A 20,958-nucleotide genomic window follows, 5' to 3' on the forward strand; every position below is an offset into this window, starting at 1 on the left:
GACATACGGACATAAAAAACCGACAGTCCTTGATAAAGGCTGTCGGCTATTAAGTGTGTTCCCTATTAATGACTCGGCTAGAGTTCAGTTGTCATTAATTATGCCTAGCTAGCGATCGCAAAGTGACGATCCTAATCATAGATATGTGTGATTCTCGTCACTTGATTGTTACAAGTAAACTGCATATAGCAGAATAATTTCTGGGCATCAATAAATACCCGTAACTTTGAGTTAAGAATATATACGTTGGTAAATGCTTTTTCAGCTTTAGATGGAACAACACCAATTAGACATTTAAAGGTTAAAACACAAGATAGAGGGGAATTACAGCAGATTCCAAGTTAGTGAGGTACACAAGCTAAGTCTGTTACCCAGGTATAAAGCGTGTTTTACTTCTGAATTCTGAATTCTGCTTTAACAAATTTATGCCCCGTTTGCTAAAGTACTGTAGTAGAAAGAGCTATCTGCAAAGACAAATTTCTCAAAGCCACTGGTAGATAAGCTAATGGGGCTTTGATTGTTGTTGAAAGTAATATTGGCACTTTTAAGGATATTGTCAGAAATTACACCAGATACCAGCAATTGGGAGCGATTGAAAGCTCTCAGATCGAGGGTATCAAAACCGTCCCCGCCATCAACAGTTGCTTCCCCAAAGCCTTTGAAGTAGTCATCCCCAGTGCCCAAATCAATGCTAATGCCGCCACCAATAGAGACTTTTTGTTGAACTCCATCTAGGATACTGGTAGCGATAACAGAGTCATTGCCATCGCCAGTCTTGATGATTCCTTGTCCATAAATGCCGTATGCATTACCACCAATTGTTGCTGTAGCCTGTCCGGTAAGCTTGTCAGAACTTTTGTCGGTATCAATCACTCCATCGTTGACGATGCCATAGGCAGTGGCGTTTGTTCCAGAACTGTTCCCATAACCCGTAATCGTGTCATTGCCCCACCCTGTAGTGATGGTGCCGTCTTTAGTGTTCTGGATGCCGGTTCCAGCACCGACGTCGCCGATGCCGTCGGTAGTAAGGTTGCCGATGCCACCAGTACCAGTTCCGATAATCGTGTCTTCTTCGTCTCCTGTATCCAGTTTGCCACTGTTGGTGATGCCGATCCCAGTTCCGCCGTCTTTACGGGCGATTCCGCCGTTACCGCCAGTACCGATACCAGTGATTGTGTCTTCTCCGTCTCCTGCATTCAAACTGCCACTGTTAGCGATGCCTGTCCCAGCTGTCCCAGCTCCACCGTTGCCATCATTGTCGCCGTTGCTGCCAGTTCCTGTACCCGCGATCCTATCTTTTCCGTCCCCTACATTTAGAGTGCCACTGTTAGCGATGCCTGTGCCAGTAACGCTGATGACGTCGAAGTAGATAAAGTTGGGGATGCCAGTAGTACCGATACCGATGATTGTGTCTTCTCCGTTTCCTGCATTTAGAATGCCACTGTTAGCGATGCCGATCCCACTACCTGTGCCGTTGCTGACGCCGCCGTTGATGTCGTTGCCTCCAGTACCGATGCCAGTGATCGTGTCTTCTCCGTCTCCTGCATTCAGACTGCCATTGTTGCTGATGCTGATGCCTGTGCCAGTACCACCCCTACCATTGCCAACGCTACTGCCGCCGTTGCCGCCGATACCAGTACCTGTGATCGTGTCTTTTGCATTCCCTGTATTCAAACTACCACTGTTGGCGATGCCAGTCCCAGTTCCGCCGTCACCACCTCCCGCATTGCCAGTGGTGCCGCCGTTGCCGCCGATACCAGTACCTGTGATCGTGTCTTCTCTGTCTGCCGTATTCAGTTTGCCACTGTTGCTGATGCCGATACCATCTCCACCGGGGCCGCCACCGTTGCGGCCATCGCTGCCGTTGCCACCCGTACCAGTACTGGCGATCGTGTCTTCTCCGTCCCCTGTATTAAAATTGCCACTGTTGCTGATGCCTATCCCAGTTCCGCCGTAGCCCCTATTACCAAAAATATAGCCGCCATTGCCGCCCTTTCCTGTACCGACGATCCTATCTTTTCTATCCCCTGTATTAAAATTGCCACTGTTAATGATGCCTATCCCAGCTCCACCGACCCCGATTATGGCGCCCCCGTCGTCAGGATTTCCACCTCCGCTACTACCGCCATTGCCGCCTGTACCGATGCCAGTGATCGTGTCTTCTCCGTCCCCTGTATTTAAAGTGCCAGTATTGGTGATGCCAGTTCCAGCTCCACCGTCACCAGGGATTAGCATACTTTCGTTAGTCCTGCCACCGTTGCCGCCCTGACCAGTGCCTGTAATCGTGTCTTGTCCGTTCCCTGTATTCAGACTGCCACTATTGGTGATGCCGATCGCACTACCACCATCGCCGCCGTTGCCACCGATGCCACCGTTGCCGCCAGTACCTGTACCCGCGATCGCGTCGTTTCGGTTCTCTGTATTCAGACTGCCAGTATTGGTGATGCCGATCGCACTACCACCATCGCCTCCAGGAGCTAGTTCAATGCCCTTGCCGCCGTTGCTGCCAGTACCAGTACCTCCGATCGTGTCTTCTCCATCGCCTGCATTCAGTTTGCCACTATTGGAAATGCCTTTCCCACTACCGCCGTTGCTGCTACCTTCGAGGTCGTTTGTGCCTGTAGCGATGCCAGTAATCGTGTCTTTTCCTGAGCGGGTACAAATGAAACCTCCAGTTAAAATATCAATGCCAATTGCCACGGATACATTTAACTGTTCCCCGGTTAAAGTGTCGGAACCACTAGTGCCAATGAAATTTGGTGGAACGGTAAGTCTAGGCATAATCAAAATCCTCTGAATTAGGCTTGAATACCCACATTGATCTAGGTGCGTAGGCGTAGTCCGCCGCAGGCATTGCGTTCAGAATAATGGCTCGTCTGACAGACTTATAGCCATTTCCGTAACCTGGAAATTATTTATGTACGTTACAACAAAATAAAATTTTATTACTATACAATTCTCAGTACAATTACTACTATTTTAGTATTTAATACAATTTATCTTTAGACGTATTACGAATATTTATTAACTAAATCTATTTATTTTAGTTAATCTTTAGCATTTAACCATGAACCATCCTAGAACTGAACCTACAGGGCAAGTAAATCGATAGAATAATGCTCTGTACAATTGGTGCATTATTTCCATGACCGCCACATCTCCTGCTTTCTCCCCTCAAGAAATCGCTGCTGAAGGTCTTAAACCAGAAGAATACGCAGAAATTGTCCGTCGGTTAGGGCGTCATCCTAACAAAGCTGAACTGGGAATGTTTGGCGTGATGTGGTCAGAGCATTGCTGTTACAAAAATTCTCGACCTCTACTCAAACAATTTCCCACTGAGGGGCCCCGCATCCTCGTGGGGCCTGGTGAAAATGCTGGTGTTGTAGACTTAGGCGACGGACTCCAACTAGCTTTTAAGATTGAATCCCACAACCACCCATCAGCTGTAGAACCATTTCAAGGTGCAGCAACGGGAGTAGGTGGTATTCTCAGAGATATTTTTACAATGGGTGCGCGTCCCATTGCTCTATTAAATTCGCTGCGCTTCGGTTCCTTAGAAGATGCCAAAACTCAAAGGCTGTTCCAAGGGGTAGTGGCGGGAATTTCACATTATGGTAATTGCGTAGGAGTACCCACCATTGGTGGCGAAGTGTACTTTGACCCGGCTTATTCTGGTAATCCCCTGGTGAACGTTATGGCACTAGGATTAATGGAAACATCAGAAATCGTCAAATCTGGAGCATCTGGCTTAGGCAACCCCGTGCTTTATGTTGGTTCTACTACTGGGCGCGATGGTATGGGAGGCGCAAGTTTTGCCAGTGCAGAATTGAGCGATCAGTCAATAGACGATCGCCCTGCTGTGCAAGTGGGCGATCCATTTTTGGAAAAGTCGTTAATTGAAGCTTGTCTGGAAGCTTTTAAGACAGGTGCAGTTGTCGCCGCCCAGGATATGGGAGCAGCCGGTATCACCTGTTCTACTTCAGAGATGGCAGCAAAAGGCGGTGTGGGAATTGAACTAGATTTAGATAAAATTCCCGCAAGAGAAAGGGGGATGGTTCCTTATGAATATTTGCTTTCGGAATCTCAAGAACGAATGCTCTTCGTTGCCCACAAAGGGCGTGAGCAGGAATTAATCGACATTTTTCACCGTTGGGGACTTCAAGCCGTTGTCGCAGGTACTGTCATCGCTGAACCCATCGTGCGGATTCTCTTTCAAGGTGAAGTTGCAGCAGAAATTCCCGCCGAGGCTTTGGCGGAGAATACCCCACTATATAACCGAGAGTTATTGACAGAACCCCCAGAATATGCACGTCAAGCTTGGGAATGGACACCTGATTCTTTACCTGCTTGCACAACTGCTGGAATAGAACTCCAAGGAGGCGTGCAAAGTTGGAATGATATTCTGTTAACTTTGCTCGATACACCCACGATCGCATCTAAAAACTGGGTATATCGTCAGTATGACCATCAAGTACAAAATAATACAGTAATACTGCCAGGTGGTGCAGATGCGGCTGTTATCCGTTTGCGCCCCCTAGAACAAATCCCCAATCTAAAATCCCAAATCCCAAATCTAAAATCAGGAGTGGCGGCAACAGTAGATTGCAATCCTCGTTATGTTTATCTTGATCCCTACGAAGGAGCTAAGGCAGTGGTGGCAGAAGCTGCACGCAATCTTAGCTGCGTGGGTGCAGAACCTCTAGCGGTGACGGATAACCTAAATTTTGGCTCTCCAGAAAAACCGATTGGTTACTGGCAATTGGCAGAAGCTTGTCGTGGTTTGGCAGAAGGTTGTCGAGAATTGGCAACACCCGTCACAGGCGGGAATGTCTCTTTATACAATGAAACCCTTGATTCTCAAGGTATTCCCCAACCCATTTATCCCACCCCAGTAGTGGGTATGGTGGGCTTGATTCCTGATATCACCAAAATTTGTGGTCAAGGTTGGCAAGCAGTCGGCGATGTGATTTATCTTCTCGGATTGCCTCTGGCATCCAAAATCAGTTTGGGAGCATCGGAGTATTTAGCCACCATCCACGGTACTGTTGCCGGAAAACCGCCACGGGTAGATTTTGACTTAGAACGTCGCGTCCAGAAAGTTTGTCGTGAAGGAATTCGTAATGGTTGGGTACGTTCAGCCCACGATTCTGCTGAGGGGGGATTAGCGATCGCAATAGCAGAATGTTGCATTTCTGGCAATCTTGGTGCGGAAATCTATTTGGAAATAGCAGCAACACAGTTAAACCGCTTAGACGAGGTGTTGTTTGCCGAAGGTGGTGCCAGAATTTTAGTTTCTGTAGCATCAGCACAGCAAGCAATTTGGGAATCATATTTACAGGAACATCTGGGTCAAGAGTGGCAAAAACTGGGCACAGTTCATAATTATGAGACGGGTTTGGGGGTTTTCACTACTGATAACCAAGCCTTAATCAAAGTTAGGATCGAAGATATGAACGATCGCTATTTCCACGCGATCGCTAGGCGTCTTGCCATCCATACCACTAACCCCAGTTAAACAAGTGAGGGGTTAGGAATAAACAGCATGATCCCTAACTCCCCACTCCTAACTTCTAACTCTTTTAGTAGCGTCTCTGATCATAATTACGGTACTGTTTTAATAGATGGTTAAAGATTTATTAAGAAAGCTACAACTATCTATAGACATAATCCCAGTGACTTGACCCCCCCCCACCAGGAGCAAAGCTAGCATGATTTCTATTCATTCTGTCACTTCGGATGAATACCCCGACCAGACCAACAACCCAATCAATAGTCATGAAAATCAGCCTGACAAGCCAGAAGAAGCTTGTGGTGTTTTTGGCATCTACGCACCAGGAGAAAACGTTGCTAAACTGACCTACTTTGGATTGTATGCCCTCCAGCATCGGGGTCAAGAATCAGCTGGTATTGCCACCTTTGAGGGTACACAAGTCCACCTCCACAAAGATATGGGCTTGGTGTCTCAAGTCTTTAATGAATCCATTTTGGATCAGTTGCCTGGTAGCCTTGCTGTTGGTCACACTCGTTATTCCACCACAGGTTCTAGCCGCAAAGTTAATGCCCAACCCGCAGTGCTGGAAACCCGTCTGGGTTCATTAGCTCTTGCACATAATGGCAATTTAGTCAATACAGTGCAATTACGTCAAGAGTTGCTTGAGAAAAAATGCAACTTAGTCACGACAACAGACTCAGAAATGATCGCTTTTGCGATCGCAGAAGCGATCAACGCTGGTGCAGATTGGCTAGAAGGTTCAATTCAGGCATTTCATCGTTGCCAAGGAGCCTTTAGTTTAGTTATTGGCACTCCTAACGGCGTTATGGGTGTTCGGGACACTAATGGCATTCGCCCTCTAGTAATTGGCACTTTGGCTGGTAATCCAGTCCGTTACGTTTTGGCTTCAGAGACTTGTGGCTTAGACATCATTGGAGCCGAATACCTGCGAGATGTAGAACCAGGTGAATTAGTTTGGATTACTGAAGAAGGTTTGGCTTCCTATCATTGGAGCCAAAAGCCCCAGAGGAAACTGTGTATCTTTGAGATGATTTACTTTGCTCGCCCTGATAGCGTCATGCACAACGAGAGTTTGTACAGCTATCGGATGCGCTTAGGACATCAACTAGCTAAAGAATCCTTTGTAGATGCCGATATTGTCTTTGGTGTTCCTGATTCAGGTATCCCTGCTGCGATCGGATTTTCCCAAGCTTCTGGTGTAGCTTACGGCGAAGGACTGATTAAAAATCGCTATGTTGGACGAACCTTTATTCAGCCAACCCAAACCATGCGCGAATCAGGTATTCGGATGAAACTCAACCCCCTCAAAGATGTGCTGGCGGGTAAACGAGTAATTATTGTTGATGACTCGATTGTGCGGGGTACTACCAGCCGTAAATTAGTCAAAACCTTGCGTGAAGCTGGTGCATTAGAAGTACACATGCGAATCTCTTCCCCACCAGTAACTCATCCCTGCTTCTATGGTATCGATACCGATTCTCAAGATCAGTTGATTGCTGCTACCAAGTCAGTAGCGGAAATTGCCAAGCAACTGGAAGTAGACAGCCTCGCCTATCTCAGTTGGGAAGGGATGCTAGAAGCAACACGAGAAGACACCAATAGTTTCTGCTCTGCCTGCTTTACTGGAGATTATCCCGTGGCGATTCCTGAGCAAGTGAAGCGTTCTAAATTAAGTTTAGAAAAGGTAGTGGTATAGGGAGTGGGGAGTGGGGAGATGAGAGGGAGAATAAAAAATTAACTCTTTCCCCTCTGCTCCCTGCTCCACTGCCTCTTCCCAATGCCCCATTTTCACTCAGGCTAAAATAGCTAAATCCCCTAACAAAGATGGTTTATGAACCAGCCAATATCTGAGAGAGTACGAACAAGCGAGTTTAAAGTTAGTTGCTACGTTGTTCAATGGTGATGAGTTGAACTCACCCATATTGCCTGATTTTAATTGTGCGATGTCTACGATGGGCTACGCCTACGCATCCTTGTTTAATTAACACAAGTTTGCAGAATTGCCGTAATTTTTTACTACTCGCAATTTTTAATAAATTGTGACGGACACAGGTGAAAGCGCAATGTCTCAGCAGTATTCAATTGAGCAAGTTCCTAAGAATCTAGATAAAATTTTTCAGCGAATTGAACAAGGCGAATCGGTACAAATTACGCAACAGGGGCAGCAAGTTGCTATGATTCTACCTGCGGCTGAATATCAGCGTTTGTTGCATAGAAAGCCGGGTTTTTGGAAATCTGTGGAGCGATTTCGTCAAGAACTCATGGAAGAAGGAACCGAGATTGATTCCGATGAGGTTTGGAAAGATGTACGCGACAAGTCTCCTGCACGAGAGATCGTCTTGTGAGCCGCTTTTTACTGGATACTAACGTCATCTCTGAGCCATTAAGGCTACAACCAAATCCAGCAGTTATCCAAAGGTTGCAACAGTATCAACGGGAATTTGGTATTGCTTCCGTTACTTGGCATGAATTGCTATTTGGTTGCTATCGTCTGTCCGCTTCTAAAAGGCCAGAGAGAATTGAGCAGTATCTCCTGCATATAGTCCAACCAAATATTTCTACCCTGCCCTATGATAACCTAGGAGCCGAATGGTTTGCTTTAGAAAGAGCGCGACTGGTAACTATAGGAAAAACTCCTGCATATCCAGATGGACAAATTGCAGCGATCGCAAAAGTAAATGGTCTGATTTTGGTAACAAATAACGTTTCAGACTATGCCGATTTTCAAGAACTTCAACTAGAGAATTGGTTTTATTAGTTGAGTAGGTTACTTTTTTGAAAATGGCAAAACTACTTTTAATTGCAGAGCAATTGCATCTTATTTACTTAATACAAGTTCACATAATTGGCTTAAGTGTGTTGTAAAAACTCAACCTTGGGCAATAATGGGTCAGTCACAATACCCACACCGCTAAAACCCCAGCGTTTGAGCAAGTTTCCTAACTGTGTACGTGGAATAGATTCCACAGAAAAGCGATTTGCCACTTCTGCTGCATGGGTGTTGAGATAGCTAAGGGCATCAAAGTTTTCCTGAAACAGCAATAAATAACCTGATGTTTCGGTGTCGGGACGAGCTATCAAATAATTACCGTCAGTTTTTGAGCGCACCAAGTAATAGACTTCGGACAGCATGGATATGAGGATGGGGAGAGTGGGGGAGCAGGGGAGGCAGGGGGAGAAGAATTAATAACCAATGCCCAATAACAAATGACAGATGACAAATGACAAATGACTAATTGAGATTTTCTAGGCGAATGCGTGGATCGGCGGCTTTTAACATTAAGTCCGCAATTAAATTACCAGCAATCAGCAAGACTGCGCCCATTACTAAGCTTGCCATTAACAAATATAAATCTTGAGCTTGTAAAGCTTGTAGAGTCAACCTCCCTAAACCGGGCCAGTTGAAGAAAAATTCGGCAATGAAAGCACCATTTAATAAACCAGCCAATTCAAAACCCAATAAGGTAATCAAAGGATTTATCGCATTGCGGAGTGCATGAACGTAGATAACGCGATTTTCTGGCAGTCCTTTGGCACGAGCCGTTTGGATGTAATCTTGACGCAGAACATCTAATAATTCGCCGCGAGTAATGCGTTGTAAACCAGCAAAACTAGTAATTGATAGGGCGATCGTCGGTAAAATCATGTGCCAGCCGATATCTAAGATTCTGCCAAACCACGACAGTTCCGAGTGATTAATGCTAGTCATGCTACCCACTGGGAAGAAGGGCGAGGTGATTTGGGCGAAAACCAGCAGCGCTAAGGCAGTGATGAAACTGGGAAAGCCTTGTCCGGCATAGCTAATTACCTGTAAAACCCGGTCTGATAGCTTATTTTGGTTAACAGCAGCAAAGATTCCCAGAGGGATGGCGATCGCCCATGTGACAATTAAAGATGCGATCGCTAATAGCAAAGTCGCTGGTACTCGTTCCCACAACAGCGATGCTACTGAACGTTGATAAATAAAACTAGTGCCAAAATCCCCTTTTGTCAAGATTCGCCATAGCCACAGCCCAAATTGTTCTGGCCAAGACTTATCCAAACCAAACTGCCGCTTGATTTGTTCAATTCTTTCTGGCGATATCTTCGGGTTTTGCCGCAGCGTATCTACATAATCTCCTGGAGCAAGTTGAATAATGAAAAACGATAAAGCTGACGCCAACAACAAAGTAAGTAGTGCCTGCAATACCCGCTTTCCCACATAAACAAAAGTTTCGTTCGTGACTAGCCTTATTAGCCAATCCCGACCTGTCTCCAATGAAATTCTCGTAGATGTCATTTGTCCTTTGTCCTTTGTCCTTTGTTATCTGTCATTGGTCATTTGTCCTTTGCTAATGACCAATGACAAATAACTAATATTCAATTAGAGAGATAATCGGTACGTCTGGCAGATATTTACGCCCTTCTAAATCCCGTAGCTCGATAATAAACCCAAATCCTACTAGTTCGCAGCCAATCTTTTGCACTAACTTTGCTGTTGCACTAGCAGTTCCACCTGTGGCAATCAAATCGTCCACAATTAAAACTCGGCTACCTTGGTGTAAACCGTCTTGATGCACTTCTAGGCAGTCCATACCATACTCTAGTTCATATTCAATTGAATGAACGGCTGCTGGTAACTTACCTTTTTTACGGACGGGAATAAAACCAGCTCCTACTTTATAAGCCAGGGGTGAACCAAAAATAAATCCCCTCGACTCTATACCAATGACATAATCCACCGTTATCCCAGCTTCGTTGCATTTTTGTGCTAGAAAGTCAATAGTGTAGCGCAGTCCCTCTGGATCGCGCAGCAGGGTAGTAATATCCCGAAATAAAATTCCGGGTTTAGGGAAATCTGGGATGTCACGAACGAGAGACTTCAAATCCATAAAATGGGGAGTAGGGAGTGGGGAGTGGGGAGTGGGAATGGGAGATGAGGGAGAAGAATTAATAATCAATGCCCAATGCCCAATGCCCAATGCCAAATTTCAGATACCTGAAAAATCGTACACTATAATGTCATACGCTGGGGGTCGAGGCTGAAGCTTCGCCCTTTATTGACGATAATTAGAATCTAAATCAAGCTATAAGAGGTATTGCACTAAATAAATGAGGTTAATTAAGTTATGTTTTAAAATTTTGATTTCAATATAGGGAAAACTTTGAGTAGAAAGAGTTAAGTAATGTATATATCAGGTGGTCATGCTATTGCTACAAGTCTAATGCTCAAGTCTTGGCTACCGATCTTAAATTTGTTTTATCTAGTCTGTTGAAACCGCATAAGGTATTTATAGAATGAATGTGTCAACAAGTTTAACGCCGTTCAACAGTCCAACTCAAGATTCACTGCCTATGGTTTTGGACACTTTGCCAGATCCTGCGATCGCTTCCAAAACGTGTCCTCGCAGAACCCGGTTGCAAATTGACCTGATTTTACTGGCAATTGAAGCTTTAGAGCTTGGTGGTTCGGAAGCAATCCTAACTTTTGCTCAAGAGTTGGATCTAAAAGGAATTGTTAAAGACAGGGTGAATTTATGGCGGATGCGTAGCTCTAATCCGCTACGAAGAGCGCACATGCGCCGTCCCTTAAGTATCATGGAAGCAAAAGCTCTGGTGGTCATTGCTTGCCACATAGCCCGGCGTTTAACTGTTGTGATTCGCCAGTTACTAATGATCTGTCAACAAATGGAAGAAAAGCAGATTCCATTAGAACAGAATTTGCGCCTATCTAATTACCTAGAGAGGTTTAGAGCGCATTTTAAGAGCCGGATGAATGCTCGACGTTCTGGTGTCCTGGCATTAACTTCTGATGCAAAATTAGATGAGCTAGCTATAAATTTGTTAGGACAATTACTATTTTGTACTGGTACAGCTGGAATGCAGCGATTCTGGATTAGTCTTTTTGACGGTGAAGTGGAATGAATATTCAACGTAAGTACAGTTTGCCTAATTGTACACTGCTTTTAGAAGGGTTAAGTGATATCACTAGGGCTGCACACTTCCAGGAAATGCGCCCGGAATTATCAATATTGGTAAATGCAGAATGTTATTTATCTGGTTATAACCAACCCCTAACGGGAGGGCGGGAATTTTTTGAAAGTTTGGTGAGGGCTGTTAGTGGCTATGCCCAAGAATTTTTAAGTAGTGTACCCAATCCGCAGGCACACAACCAGGAATCGGAGCTAGTAGAGTTTCGGAAAATTGACGGCAATCGACATAGGTTAATTATATATTCAGAAGGCGCTCCAGAGGGGTTCGATAACTCTAACAATTCCAAACGTCCGCCTATCGAAATAGATTTAAATACAGTACAGTTGTTTGATTTAGTGGAAGCAGTGGATCAGTTTTTTGCTGATACCCAAACTTTACCTGAACTTTCTTTAGAACTACAACCAGTTACCAGACGCTATGGCGGTGCTAGTCAGGCTGTAATCAGACAGGCTGTTCCTGCTGCTGTGGGTGTGTCAAGTTTAGCAGTAGCAGCGATCGCCTTTAACTTGATTCCACCTCCCGAAATGCGTCCACCGCAGCCTAAACCAGATGAGCAAACTAGCTCTCCAACAAACAATATTGCTGCTCCAGCATCAGCTGCTGCAACGCCTACACGAACACCCACAGCTAATACAAAGCCGCCAGTTAAAGATTTAGAAGCACTTTTAAATACAGTTCCAGAAATTACCGATCCATCCCAGTTGCGTTCATTAAATCGTCAAGTTTACAACCAAATTCATCCAGCTTGGACTAATCGCTCAGAATTACAACAGGATTTGATCTATCGTCTGGGTGTAGCTGCGGATGGAGCGATCGTCGGTTATAAAGCAGTGAATAAAGAGGCAAATATAGGAGTAGGGCAAACTCCTCTGCCTAACGTACTTTACAATCCAGCTAGCCGTCCTCCCATTTCTAATGAACCAATCGCTCAATTTCGAGTAGTGTTTACTACAAAAGGTGTGCTAGAAGTTAGCCCTTGGCGAGGATATGCTAGGACGCCAGAGGTAGTAGGTGCAAAAATTACTGACTCTAATATAGTCAAAGGTTTAAACCAAAAGCTTTATACTACAGTTCGCCAAAGCTGGAGTGGTACCCCCACCTTTACGCGAGATTTGAAATATCGGGTAGCAGTTAACAAAGATGGTGTAATTGCTGACTATGAACCACTCAACCAAGTAGCCTTTGACTATTTCCGCGAAACACCCCTTCCCAAGATGTTCAACGCGGTCTACGGTTCCAATGTAGCAGCTCCCAACAATAAAGAACCTCTCGCCCACTTCCAAGTAATATTTAGGCCTAGCGGCACGTTGGAAGTTGCTCCTTGGCAAGGATATCAATAATAATTGGGAACTGGGGATTGGTGGAAATTGGTAAGAGATAAGGTAGCAAACGTGAATTCTGCCCACCCTGTAATCTTTTGCCTTTTCCTTGTCCCCAGTCCCCAGTCCCCAGTCCCCAGTCCCCAGTCCCTAGTCCCCAGTCCCTAGTCCCCAGTCCCTAGTCCCCAGTCCCCAATTTACCTTGTAATCCGCCGCATATAATTCCCCCACAACTGAGCTGCTTGAGCGCTGCTACCAGATGTCGGGGAATTATTGTCGTTTCCCAGCCAAACACCAGTTACAAGCCGCCGACTGGGGATAAAGCCGATGAACCATAAGTCAACGTTTTTATCAGTTGTGCCTGTTTTCCCAGCTTCCCCCAGTCCAATGGCAGCACTACGACCAGTACCTCTGGTGACTACGCCACGCATTAAACCAGTCATTTCATCGGCTACACCATTTGACAGAACTCGTTTGTTGGCATCTGGATCTTGGTCGAAAGAGTAGATTACACGACAGGTTTTGATATCATTGCGATCGCGGCAATCACCACTGTCTAAAATTCGGTTAATGGCATGGGGAGGATTCCGTACACCACCATTACCAATAGCGCCAAAAGCACCAGTCATTTCCAAAACATTGACTACACTTTGACCTAGTACCAAGCCAGGAACTGGATCAAGGGTTGACTTGATTCCCAAATTCTGTGCCATAGCCACGACTTTATTTAGCCCGATTTCTCTGGCAACTCGTAGGGCGATAGGATTTTCTGAAAGAGCAAGCCCCGTGGCAATATCTAAAGTAGCGCCAGCACCAGCACGACAGGGTTTATAAGTAAAGCCTTGCCAAGTTAAAGGAGCGCAAGAATAACTTTTTGATTCTGAAAATCCCTGTTGAATAGCAGCCGTGTAAGCAAAGATTTTGAAGGTGGAACCTGGTTGTCTTTTGGCTTGAACAGCACGATTGAACTGACTTTTTCTGTAATCAGTCCCGCCCACCATTGCCAGGATACTGCCTGTACTAGAGTCAAGAGTTACTACCGCCCCTTGAGAAAAATTAAAATTTCTACCGGCGTTGTTCACTGAATTATTCAATGCCGCTTCTGCTTGACTCTGTATCACTGGATCAAGCTTGGTTTCAATGATATAATTCCCTTCTCTTGCGGCTCCCTCCCCTAAGATTGATTCAAGTTCAGAGAAGACGTAATTGTAAAAATAAGGAGCGATCGTCTTAGCTTGCTGTTCACACACTTTAGGACTAACTTGGACGGTGGAGCGTCTAGCTCGGTTTGCATCTTCAGGTTTAATTTTGCCCATCTCCAGCAACCGCTTAATTACGCGATTTCGGTATTCGGCTGCTTCTAGCTTATTGGGACTATCTCCACAAAAATCGAAAGCGTTGGGAGCAGGTAAAATTCCTACCAATGTTGCTGCTTCTGCCAAAGTTAATTCTTTAGCGGGCTTCTCAAAATAATACCGGGATGCATCCTCAAAGCCAGAGGTATCTCCCCCCAAAAAAACCCGATTTAAATACATCAGCAAAATATCATCTTTGCTGTAAAAGGTTTCGAGCTTTAGGGCAACAACTGCTTCTCGCAATTTGCGTCCAAGGGTATCCTGTCTGCCTACATACTCGCGGAACAAACTGCGGGCAACTTGCTGGGTAACAGTACTGGCTCCTTGCTGCACATCTCCACTGCGGCTATTGATCAATACGGCTCGTAAAATCCCCACAGGATCAACCCCAAAGTGCCAGTAATAACGACTATCCTCTGAAGCCACCACCGCAGCAGGCAAATAAGGGCCAAATTCCTCTAAACGCTTCATGTCTACATGAGAGGTAGTCCGAGGCTCTCTCAGGGGAGTGGCTCCATCACGGGCGTACACAACTACTGGGGCGCGTGTAGCTGTAGGTAGGGGTTTAACTGTAAATTTCAGCCATTCGACACCAATTACTAACGCTAACAAAGCACTAGTACCACCAACCCCATAAGCTGTCCAACTTGCAGCTTTCACATACCAGGCTGGTGGATCGACGTACTGCAACCGCACAGAAGCGGCAAGTTCTGGAGGCCCTAGAGTAAGAATATCGCCGTGACGCAGTTCTAGAGAATTGACACGACGCTTGCCACGATAAATACCATTGGTAGAGTTTTCGTCTTTGATGACAAAAGCTGGCGTGCGTTGGCTAGAATTCCGCGATAGCGACAGGTGAATTTGGCTGACAACAGGGTTACGGATGACGATATCGCTGGATTTAGAGCTACGACCTAGAATATAGCGATCGCCCAACAGTGGATATACCTCTGCTTTATCCGCCCCCGCATCCTGCACCCAGAGTTCCGGTACTTTGGCATTAGGCTTGAGCGCCAATTTAGAAAAATCGACCCTAGCTTGGATAGTATGTACCGCTTGAGTCAGTTGACCAAGTAAAGTTTGTGGCTTTTGAGGCGGTTGGGGAGAACTCATCGGCTATTTACATCACACTTTTGAGTGAAGAATCGGGCGAATTACAATCAATATTAAATGTTAGTCTTTCATCATTTTACTCATAAGCCAAAGCATAAATTATCTATACGGATTTTTTTGACTTAATTTATACTTTATATTAGCTTATTACTAAACCCTATTTGTAGCTTTTGTTACTTTGATTCATAAATATAAAAAAATATCCATCCTTAAAGGCTTACCCTATAAAGTTAAATCGTTATATGACTACGAAGATAGTTTTAATTTATGTATTTTTAGGCACTAGCCATCAATAGACAACAGATTTAATTTTTACCAATTTTACATATCCACATATTCTGAAACAAACCTAAATATATTCATTTAGGAAGATTTTCTAAATTCTATTCTCTGTTTTAATGGGCCGAGTGTTCCGTTGAGGTTAATTACAGAATAATGGGAAAATCTCTGACTCTGATTGGTGCAGCTTTATCTTTAGCATTTACCGCTAACATTGCTGTAGCCGAATCTAGTAAATCCTCCATAGCCCAGTCCAGTAGCGACTCAACTAGTGCACCAACGGAAATTAAGATGTCGCCACAAGGGATGAAAATTCTATGCGAGTATTTTCCGCTCAACTCACGTTGTCCCGGCGGCACAGCGCTCACCCCTACTAGCGCTCCTGGTAGCACTACGGCACCCGCAGAAACCACGCCTAGTGGCACCACAACTCCAGATAGCACCACCACTCCAGATAGCACAACTGCACCAGGTAGCACAACTGCACCAGGTAGCACAACTGCACCAGGTAGCACAACTGAACCTGGAGCCGGATCTGCGACTCCCGAAAGCACTCCAGCACCAGGAGCCGTTACCCCATCTGATCCTAGCGCTCCTAGCAAGTTAACTCCAGCACCAGGAAGCCCAGCTTCACCTGAATCTGGCGCTCCTAACAACTTAACTCCAGCACCAGGAGGCGCGACTACACCTGAGTCTGGCGCTCCTGCTGGTAGCATTACCGTACCAGGAAACCCAACTACACCTGAGTCTGGTACTACTGACACCAATCCCGAACCAAGTACAGGTTCTCCTAATAATACTCCAGGCTCTAGTTCACCAAAAACTCCTGGAACAACAGGCAATTAAATTAAAAGCTGAGGCATAATCTGAATAATATGCCATCAGCAATCATCAGTGCATCTGAACTCTTACACCAGTTTGAATAACTGGTGTAAAATAATAACTCAAAATCGCTCAAACCATGATCAAGTCTTCGCATATAGGATTGAGCAAAGGTTTTAGCAATCAATAGCCTGGGATTAATCATCCCAGGCTTAATAGTTTAATGCGACCTATCAGTTGAAGCCGGTGTTTTTTGGAAGGAAGCAATTAACAGGCAAACAATACCGATACTAATAAATGAATCTGCCACATTAAATACAGCAAAGTTAATCAGGCGAAAATCAAGAAAATCAACAACATAGCCTAAAACAAAGCGATCGATACCGTTGCCCATAGCTCCACCTAAAATCAAGCCATAGCCCAACTGATCCCACAAATTTAATGTCGGGCCAAACAAGGCCAACGCTATCAATACTAAACTCACTCCTAAAGATAACCAGCGCAACCACTCTACTTTCCCACTTAACAGACTAAAAGCCGCACCAGTATTAGTGACATAGGTGAAGTGAAATATTCCAGGTAAGAGTGGTAGTGTTTGCCCCAAGCTAAAGGTTTGCACTACCCAGTATTTTGTTATTTGATCTAAGAAAAAAGCTATGAAGGCAGCTATCCAGAAAAGGCGATTTTTTAAACGCATGAAACTAGGGGCTAGGATTAGGGACTAGGGACTAAGGACTAAGGATTAGAAGAATTTTAAATTTCTAGCCCCTAGCCTCTAGCCCCTTCACGACTAATAAAACATTAAGTGACGCAATATATATGCTATTACAGTAACGGCACAGACCACATTTAGTTGTCCTGGTAGTGCAAACCAGGAGTATCTAAGGATTGCTTGCATCAAGGGGACATTTTCTGTGCCTTTCCACTGAAAAATATAACTAATAATCAAATAAGTAATACCGCATAGGTGGATAGTTAACAAGCCACAAATGCAACTAAAGGCGAGAGTTTCTAGTCGAGGTCTAGCTTTAAAAGCAAACAAGCCACAAATCCAAGCTCCAGGAATAAAGCCTAATAGATAGCCAAATTGAGATAACTTAATATAACCAATACCGCCCCCATCCGCAAATACAGGTAATAAGGTCAACCCCATGACTAAATAGGCAATTTGTGAGAGCGCACCAGCATTTTTGCCCCCTAAACAACCCACCAACAATACTGCGCCAACTTGAAAAGTGACACCTAATGAAATTGTCTGAATTCCGTGCTTACTCCAATTCCAAGGTAAGGTGATGCCATAAGCTTCTAGGAAAGTGCCACCCATTGTTAGGAGTAAGCCAATCATTGACCATAGTAATTGATTGGAAGCAGCAAACATTTATTCAGTCAACCAGGAAAAGGCAACAGGGAAAACCAACTGCAACTAGTACCGTAAGGCGGAACTCAAAAGTCAAAAGGATTGTATTCCAGGCTTTTGTGGATTTGAAATGGTATGTTTATTTTTGCGCCCGCCGTACTAGTATATTCATTAGTGTTAAAATGAGATTTGTGCTGACACCTCTAAGAATTAGCATATTTTTTTTGCCTTTTTGGTATGTAACTTTTCAATTCTGCAAATTATGCCTTAGGTGTCTATAGCTGTAATTTTATTGGCTGAAGCTGAGTCTAATTATGGTATTTGACCTAATACATGTTAATACTTAATAAAAGTAGTAAATAAAATATAGTATTTATAAAGTTTTAGATTTAATACCAACTTTTGCTACAAAGTGTTAAAGATAGTTTCTTAATTCACTATTTTTTAGCGATCGCACCACCTCCTCTCATAAAATAGGCAATTTATAGTTTTTCTTCTGTTTTCTCTCAACAATAGTTTCACTTACTAAAGTTAAATTATTTAGTTATGGCTTAAAGTCTGCTTAGACTGAATAAACAAAAACAAATTTCATCTTAACACCCAAATTTATAAGCCTTAAATTATACCATAGCCTGCCATATTTTTATACATTTTTTTATGGCTTTATCAATAAATTTACACTAGTACTAAAATTTTTGTAAATATCTATAACCAAATTCCTGTGGTAATATTTGTCAGGTGTGACTAAAATAGCAGTATAAATTTTATCAAGTAAAAGTAGAAACGAGTGTTTGTTCTTCATCAAAAAAAAACAAGCATTTTTTTGCTTTGTTAACCTATCCTTTACCTTAACCTTCATCTTTTAAGGGTATCCTGAGAAGCGCTCACCTGAAAAGTTACCCAAACATTGATAGCGATGCCCTCACCTCTTAGTGTAACAAAAATTCATCGCCTCACAGCTTCAGTTTCAGTGTTAGCACTGACAATCAGCCTAGCTGCATGTGGCGGACAGCAAAACCCAGATAATACAGCCACCAATTCTGGCACTGCTACAGATACCACTGCCTCCAGCACAACCAAATTAGATTTGGGTGGAAATATAAAATTAAGCGGAGCTGGTGCGTCTTTCCCAGCACCACTGTATGATACATGGTTTACGGATCTAAACAAAAAATATCCAAACCTGCAAGTTGACTATGCCTCAGTTGGTAGCGGTGCTGGAGTTGAGCAATTTATCAAAGGGACTGTAGACTTTGGTGCCAGCGATGTTGCCATGAAGGATGAAGAAATCCAGAAGGTGCCAGCCGATAAAGGCGTTATTTTACTGCCTGTAACTGCTGGTAGTATCGTGCTAGCTTACAACTTGCCAGATGTTGCAGAACTAAAGCTACCACGAGCCGTTTACGCTGATATTCTACTAGGCAAAATCACGTCTTGGGATGATCCCCAAATTGCCAAGACTAACCCTGGTATAAAACTTCCAAAACAGGCAATCACAGTTGTTTATCGTTCTGATGGTAGCGGAACAACAGGTGTGTTTACAAAACACCTCAGTGCGATCAGCCCGGAGTGGAAGACTAAAGTTGGTGAAGGCAAAACTGTGAATTGGCCTAAGGGAGTTGGTGCTAAAGGGAATGAGGGTGTTACCGCCCAAATCCAACAAACACAAGGTTCTATTGGTTATGTCGAGTACGGCTATGCCAAACAAAATAGTCTCAATTTTGCTGCTTTGGAAAACAAAGGCGGTCAGTTTATTGTACCTACTGAGGAGTCAGCCTCTAAAACTCTGGCATCAGTAACTCTCCCGCCTGATCTCCGCGTCTTTATTTCCGATCCCGAAGGCGCTGATTCCTATCCCATCGTCACTTACACCTGGATTTTGGCTTACAAGAAATATCCCGATGCGGCAAAAGCTAAGGCTGTTGAAGCTGCGATCGAATACGCTTTAACTGAGGGTCAGAAGAATTCTGTGGCACTAGGGTATGTTCCTCTACCCCAAAACGTCATTACAAAGGTGGCTGCTGCTGCCGATCAAATCAGTCCAGAGTATAAAATTGCTGTTGGTAGTGGTACTAGTGCTAGCAAGTAGCTACAGTCAAAATATGAGGCATTCCTAGATAATAATTTTTAGGCTGCTTACTAGACTAGAGGCATTCGTAATTTGGAACTCTGTGTTACCAATGTCTCAGTTTTAAAAGACGATGAGGCAACAAATTTGTTGATATGGTTGCCTCCCATATCTTCCTCTGATTTAATTGTGAAAGTCGGTAGTCATGACTACAAATTCTCAAAACCTTTCATCAGCGACAAAAAATCGCTCTGATGTAGAAAAGTCCCTAGATCAGGGTTTTATTTGGCTTACTAAAATTTTCGCCTTTGGGGTTGCTGCCGCTTTATTATGGATCGGCTTACAAGTTGCAATTGCTTCTTGGCCTGCCATCCAAAAGTTTGGTGCTAGCTTTTTAGCTAACACCACTTGGAACCCAGTTAATGATACCTACGGGGTGCTACCTCAAATTTATGGAACTCTCTTGAGTTCTTTTATCGGTTTACTGATAGCTGTACCGATTGGAGTTGGTACTGCTATTGTACTAAGCGAAGATTTTTTACCTGCAAAAGTGAAGTTGGTATTAGTTTTTGCGGTAGAACTGCTTGCAGCTATTCCCAGCGTTGTCTACGGCGTGTGGGGTATTTTTGTTTTAGTGCCTATCTTAACTAACTTGGGAAAATGGCTCAATAGTTACTTTGGCTGGATACCATTTTTTAGCACCCCCCCTACAGGCCCAGGAATGTTACCGGCAGGAGTCATATTAGCAATTATGACTTTGCCCATCATCACAGCTCTATCGCGCGATGCCTTAATATCTATACCCTCCAGTTTGCGCCAAGCCGCCGTAGGACTAGGAGCAACCCGATGGGAAACCATCTTGCAAATTCTGATTCCAGCAGCCTTTTCAGGGATAGTTAGTGCTGTGATGTTGTCACTAGGTCGGGCAATGGGAGAAACAATGGCTGTAACAATGTTAATTGGTAATTCCAACAACATTAGTATCTCACTGTTAGCACCAGGCAATACAATTTCTTCTCTACTAGCAAATCAATTTTCAGAAGCTAGTGGTTTGCAAGTTTCGGCTTTAATGTACGCTGCTTTAGTTCTATTCTTCTTGACCCTGGTAGTCAATATCATGGCCGAGTTTATCGTTCTGAGAGTCAAGCGACTGTAGCTTA

At 44.2% G+C, this 20,958-nt stretch carries 16 protein-coding genes; 8 read left to right on the forward strand and 8 right to left on the reverse strand.

Annotated elements, in window-relative coordinates; genetic code table 11:
- Nucleotides 1–423: 423 nt before the first annotated feature.
- Complete coding sequence (locus LC608_RS17225; protein WP_229554690.1) at nt 424–2,781, reverse strand: hypothetical protein; 2,358 nt, start codon at nt 2,779–2,781, stop codon at nt 424–426.
- A gap of 364 nt (nt 2,782–3,145) precedes the next feature.
- On the opposite strand from LC608_RS17225, the gene purL reads away from it, so the two are divergent.
- The 4 genes from purL to LC608_RS17245 all read left to right on the forward strand — a co-directional run bounded on the left by purL (nt 3,146) and on the right by LC608_RS17245 (nt 8,270).
- Entirely contained in the window at nt 3,146–5,515 is a 2,370-nt protein-coding gene (purL, locus tag LC608_RS17230; RefSeq protein WP_229554691.1) for a phosphoribosylformylglycinamidine synthase subunit PurL, read from the forward strand.
- A gap of 193 nt (nt 5,516–5,708) precedes the next feature.
- Nucleotides 5,709–7,208, forward strand: coding sequence for an amidophosphoribosyltransferase (gene purF, locus LC608_RS17235; protein WP_229554692.1), 1,500 nt, complete (start codon nt 5,709–5,711; stop codon nt 7,206–7,208).
- Nucleotides 7,209–7,575: 367 nt separating this feature from the next.
- The gene (locus LC608_RS17240) at nt 7,576–7,857 is read left to right on the forward strand and encodes a type II toxin-antitoxin system Phd/YefM family antitoxin (RefSeq protein WP_229554693.1); all 282 of its coding nucleotides are present in this window, start codon (nt 7,576–7,578) and stop codon (nt 7,855–7,857) included.
- Nucleotides 7,854–8,270: a type II toxin-antitoxin system VapC family toxin gene (locus LC608_RS17245; protein ID WP_229554694.1), complete on the forward strand. Its 417-nt coding sequence runs from the start codon at nt 7,854–7,856 to the stop codon at nt 8,268–8,270. Before LC608_RS17240 ends, LC608_RS17245 begins: the two co-directional genes overlap by 4 nt.
- A gap of 92 nt (nt 8,271–8,362) precedes the next feature.
- Here the strand turns inward: LC608_RS17245 and LC608_RS17250 are convergent, their stop codons facing one another.
- The 3 genes from LC608_RS17250 to LC608_RS17260 all read right to left on the reverse strand — a co-directional run bounded on the left by LC608_RS17250 (nt 8,363) and on the right by LC608_RS17260 (nt 10,383).
- A complete protein-coding gene (locus tag LC608_RS17250; RefSeq protein WP_229554695.1) occupies nt 8,363–8,644 on the reverse strand; it encodes a hypothetical protein in 282 nt (93 codons plus the stop codon).
- Nucleotides 8,645–8,744: 100 nt separating this feature from the next.
- Nucleotides 8,745–9,791, reverse strand: a complete 1,047-nt coding sequence (locus LC608_RS17255) for an ABC transporter permease (RefSeq protein ID WP_229554696.1) — start codon at nt 9,789–9,791, stop codon at nt 8,745–8,747.
- Between the two features lie 73 nt (nt 9,792–9,864).
- Nucleotides 9,865–10,383: an adenine phosphoribosyltransferase gene (locus LC608_RS17260; RefSeq protein ID WP_229554719.1), complete on the reverse strand. Its 519-nt coding sequence runs from the start codon at nt 10,381–10,383 to the stop codon at nt 9,865–9,867.
- Between the two features lie 406 nt (nt 10,384–10,789).
- Here LC608_RS17260 and LC608_RS17265 point away from each other — a divergent pair, with 406 nt between their 5' ends.
- Both LC608_RS17265 and LC608_RS17270 read left to right on the forward strand, forming a co-directional pair.
- A complete protein-coding gene (locus LC608_RS17265) occupies nt 10,790–11,416 on the forward strand; it encodes a DUF3038 domain-containing protein (RefSeq protein ID WP_229554697.1) in 627 nt (208 codons plus the stop codon).
- A complete protein-coding gene (locus LC608_RS17270) occupies nt 11,413–12,825 on the forward strand; it encodes a DUF4335 domain-containing protein (protein ID WP_229554698.1) in 1,413 nt (470 codons plus the stop codon). Before LC608_RS17265 ends, LC608_RS17270 begins: the two co-directional genes overlap by 4 nt.
- A 176-nt stretch (nt 12,826–13,001) precedes the next feature.
- Here the strand turns inward: LC608_RS17270 and LC608_RS17275 are convergent, their stop codons facing one another.
- From LC608_RS17275 to LC608_RS17290, 4 genes are all read right to left on the reverse strand, one after another.
- Nucleotides 13,002–15,272, reverse strand: a complete 2,271-nt coding sequence (locus LC608_RS17275) for a transglycosylase domain-containing protein (RefSeq protein WP_229554699.1) — start codon at nt 15,270–15,272, stop codon at nt 13,002–13,004.
- Between the two features lie 425 nt (nt 15,273–15,697).
- Nucleotides 15,698–16,393, reverse strand: coding sequence for a hypothetical protein (locus LC608_RS17280; RefSeq protein ID WP_229554700.1), 696 nt, complete (start codon nt 16,391–16,393; stop codon nt 15,698–15,700).
- A 200-nt stretch (nt 16,394–16,593) separates the two neighbouring features.
- Complete coding sequence (gene lspA, locus LC608_RS17285) at nt 16,594–17,070, reverse strand: signal peptidase II (protein WP_229554701.1); 477 nt, start codon at nt 17,068–17,070, stop codon at nt 16,594–16,596.
- Nucleotides 17,071–17,163: 93 nt separating this feature from the next.
- Complete coding sequence (locus LC608_RS17290; protein ID WP_229554702.1) at nt 17,164–17,751, reverse strand: biotin transporter BioY; 588 nt, start codon at nt 17,749–17,751, stop codon at nt 17,164–17,166.
- 895 nt (nt 17,752–18,646) lie between these two features.
- Here LC608_RS17290 and pstS point away from each other — a divergent pair.
- Together pstS and pstC are read left to right on the forward strand one after the other, a co-directional pair.
- Nucleotides 18,647–19,819 carry a phosphate ABC transporter substrate-binding protein PstS gene (gene pstS / locus LC608_RS17295; protein ID WP_229554703.1) on the forward strand — a complete coding sequence of 391 codons (1,173 nt, stop codon included), beginning with the start codon at nt 18,647–18,649 and terminating at the stop codon, nt 19,817–19,819.
- A gap of 184 nt (nt 19,820–20,003) precedes the next feature.
- On the forward strand, nt 20,004–20,954 hold the full coding sequence (pstC, locus tag LC608_RS17300) for a phosphate ABC transporter permease subunit PstC (RefSeq protein WP_229554704.1): 951 nt from the start codon (nt 20,004–20,006) through the stop codon (nt 20,952–20,954).
- Nucleotides 20,955–20,958 lie beyond the last annotated feature (4 nt).

This window comes from Nostoc sp. XA010 (assembly GCF_020829625.1).
Taxonomy (GTDB): Bacteria; Cyanobacteriota; Cyanobacteriia; order Cyanobacteriales; family Nostocaceae; genus Nostoc.

Bases quoted from the DNA above. Each gene is read 5' to 3' on its own strand.
- LC608_RS17225 (WP_229554690.1), bottom strand. From the start codon at position 2,781: ATGCCTAGACTTACCGTTCCACCAAATTTCATTGGCACTAGTGGTTCC.
- purL (WP_229554691.1), top strand. From the start codon at position 3,146: ATGACCGCCACATCTCCTGCTTTCTCCCCTCAAGAAATCGCTGCTGAA.
- purF (WP_229554692.1), top strand. From the start codon at position 5,709: ATGATTTCTATTCATTCTGTCACTTCGGATGAATACCCCGACCAGACC.
- LC608_RS17240 (WP_229554693.1), top strand. From the start codon at position 7,576: ATGTCTCAGCAGTATTCAATTGAGCAAGTTCCTAAGAATCTAGATAAA.
- LC608_RS17250 (WP_229554695.1), bottom strand. From the start codon at position 8,644: ATGCTGTCCGAAGTCTATTACTTGGTGCGCTCAAAAACTGACGGTAAT.
- LC608_RS17255 (WP_229554696.1), bottom strand. From the start codon at position 9,791: ATGACATCTACGAGAATTTCATTGGAGACAGGTCGGGATTGGCTAATA.
- LC608_RS17260 (WP_229554719.1), bottom strand. From the start codon at position 10,383: ATGGATTTGAAGTCTCTCGTTCGTGACATCCCAGATTTCCCTAAACCC.
- LC608_RS17265 (WP_229554697.1), top strand. From the start codon at position 10,790: ATGAATGTGTCAACAAGTTTAACGCCGTTCAACAGTCCAACTCAAGAT.
- LC608_RS17270 (WP_229554698.1), top strand. From the start codon at position 11,413: ATGAATATTCAACGTAAGTACAGTTTGCCTAATTGTACACTGCTTTTA.
- LC608_RS17275 (WP_229554699.1), bottom strand. From the start codon at position 15,272: ATGAGTTCTCCCCAACCGCCTCAAAAGCCACAAACTTTACTTGGTCAA.
- lspA (WP_229554701.1), bottom strand. From the start codon at position 17,070: ATGCGTTTAAAAAATCGCCTTTTCTGGATAGCTGCCTTCATAGCTTTT.
- LC608_RS17290 (WP_229554702.1), bottom strand. From the start codon at position 17,751: ATGTTTGCTGCTTCCAATCAATTACTATGGTCAATGATTGGCTTACTC.
- pstS (WP_229554703.1), top strand. From the start codon at position 18,647: ATGCCCTCACCTCTTAGTGTAACAAAAATTCATCGCCTCACAGCTTCA.
- pstC (WP_229554704.1), top strand. From the start codon at position 20,004: ATGACTACAAATTCTCAAAACCTTTCATCAGCGACAAAAAATCGCTCT.